General features: G+C 42.6%; 2 protein-coding genes and 1 pseudogene. All 3 read left to right on the top strand.

Annotated elements, in window-relative coordinates; translation table 11 throughout:
• Nucleotides 1-77: 77 nt before the first annotated feature.
• A pseudogene (locus tag QUA99_RS32560) lies at nt 78-330 on the top strand (IS66 family transposase); the annotation flags it as partial.
• A gap of 831 nt (nt 331-1,161) precedes the next feature.
• Entirely contained in the window at nt 1,162-1,386 is a 225-nt protein-coding gene (locus QUA99_RS32555; protein WP_006635912.1) for a hypothetical protein, read from the top strand.
• A gap of 641 nt (nt 1,387-2,027) precedes the next feature.
• Complete coding sequence (locus tag QUA99_RS32550; RefSeq protein WP_332943237.1) at nt 2,028-2,279, top strand: TIGR02450 family Trp-rich protein; 252 nt, start codon at nt 2,028-2,030, stop codon at nt 2,277-2,279.
• The last annotated feature ends 129 nt before the right edge of the window (nt 2,280-2,408 follow it).

Genomic DNA, 2,408 nt, shown 5'->3' with positions numbered 1-2,408 from the left:
TATAATATAGGGATCAGCTAAAATAAAAGGGGAACTGTATCATACTTTTCCCCTTTTACAAAATTGGGATGCTCCCGTATTTTCTAGCCCACCTAGAGATACCTCCTGATAATAATCTTGCAGAACGAACGCTACGTGATAGCGGTCACAAAAAGAAAAGTCAGTGGCGGTTCCCGTTGAATGGAACGGTTCCAACATACTGCCAATTTATTGACTGCTATCCAAACCTGTCGTCGCCAAGGACGTTCCGTTATTCAATTTTTTGAGCAAGCCATAAAAGCCATAGTCAACCCTGATTTGCACGCTCCATCTTTGATACCTCAATTTTAGACCTGAATCCTTACGTTTTATCCTTCTTTTTGGGCTGTGAGGAGTGATCGATGGATGGAAGACTGTTTAAACTTGTGCTGTTTTTAAATTCTTAGCATTGACCGATATGTTATTAATTATACAAAATGAGCCGTTACTGGCAATGCTAGCCGAGGGGCGATCGCCCCCAATGAATTCAGAAAACAGATTCACTGCCACAGAGTGCAAAATGTCAGCGTTCTCAAGCTGGCAGTCTTGGTTGGCGCGCACATCACAAAGCTGCCTTAATTAACACAAATAAGGGCTTTGCAAGAAAAGCAAAAAATATATCCTTGAGAAAAAAGAATAAAAACTTGCTCGCTTATGGTAGCCCAGGTAACAACACGTATGCCTGAAGTTGTAGTCCACAGCGAGGCTTGCGGGCAGATCTAATTAAATAGGGTGAGGTGGCAGTGTTCTGGTGTTAAGAGGGGCTCTCGAAGAGGAAAGTTCGGCGAGCGATTGCTTCCCAAAGGGGGATGGTAAAACTTAGGGAGGCAAGGATCGGGAGACAGTGCTGAACTTTTTGAGTTCTCGAAAGTAGCGTTAGCACTAAACTCTGCCGTATTGTCGGAAACAAGCCAAATTTGTAACAGTTCTTAACTATGAATAATTCTGCCAAAACTGCTAGCATAGTGACACTTTTGCTAGCAAAAACAGATAAAGTAAATAAAGTTGGCTAGCTCTAGACGCCCCGATCCCCATCCAGGGGATGTTGAATCAATTTGATTCATACCAAGCGGTTTTAGAGTTACAATCGGAACCAAAGCATCGCTATTTAACTGAGTTCTTTAGTTACTTTTACTTTCAGCTATGAACGTGGATTTTATCAAAGCCCAAGTCAGGTTGCTACAGGGTGCAAGTTCATCGGAGCGAGAAACCCTTATTAAAAACATCGGTGTCTGTGCTGGAGTGATCAGACCCGGAGAGTACGTGACTCCGCAGCGGAAGCACGCCATCACTCTCTGGCTGCAAACAAATGCGGTTCGCCTCCGGCTTCCCCAACTTCCTCTGGATTTATCGGGTCAAAAGCCTTAACAGGGAAGTAATCAAGGGGTAGCGACAGAATCAAAGAAATTAGTCAATCTTGCCGAAAAGTGCTTTTTTATTGAGCTTTACAGCATCAATGAGACACCGTTAAGATTGAAAAAATGTTTGTAGGGAGAGTTGGGCTCGAAAGACGCCTGCCGACAAGAAGCGGCCTACCGCCTTGGTAGAAGCAGGAAGTGAACATCAAACCTGCTCGAAAAGTAGATTTGAGCAAGTTTCACAAAACGGATTATTGTGCACAACTATAACCAGGGTTATTTGCTTTTAGATTTGAGATTCACGATTTAGCTACTACTGCATAAATTTGCTATTTGTGGATCGCCTGAAAAATTATCCTATTCAATAGGTATAACTAATTACAGGGGCAGTCACTGAACTGCCCTTACTTTTGAACCAGGAGGCGTAAATGCTGCAAGTTACAATCAACGCATCTACTTGCAGATAGAGTTTAAGGGAAATCTCATGTAAGCTGCCGGGCCTCTATATTTTCTGTTATGTTCGAGAGGGGAGGGAGGAGAAGAGGAGAGAAGGAGAGGATTTGACGAGTTTTGATAGGGAATTAATATCATCAAACAGAAAGATTTATTACAATTAACTTGCTTTCTAATATATTGGTCAACAAAAATACTGTGCCGAAAAAACAAAAATTTCCTTATTTAGTTGGTTCTCGATGGACTTCACACCAAAAAACTTGGGGGTGGCGGCACTTTCAAGTAGTCAACAGAAAAAATGAAGGTAAATGGGTATTTGCGGAAATGGTGGCGGCTTGCGATCCAAATGTCCGTTTTTGGCTGAATGCCACACAGCTCAAAGACCGATCGCTCTGGCAAGCTGGATGGCAGTCTACGCAAGAATTAGAGGAATTAGAAGCAGCCGAATAATCAAAGACAGCGCTTTAGGGTAGAGTGAGGTAGAGATTGCTAATGAATAATAGGGTAGTGCCCTGAAGGAAAGGATCAGAGTACGTTATGATTAGAGAAGTGTTTGCCATAGCGTGATATGACATTAGA

This window comes from Microcoleus sp. F10-B2, assembly GCF_036704965.1.
Classification (GTDB): domain Bacteria; phylum Cyanobacteriota; class Cyanobacteriia; order Cyanobacteriales; family Microcoleaceae; genus Microcoleus.
The sequence above is the reverse complement of the archived record's forward strand: the minus strand, read 5'-3'. Positions and strand labels throughout refer to the sequence as shown.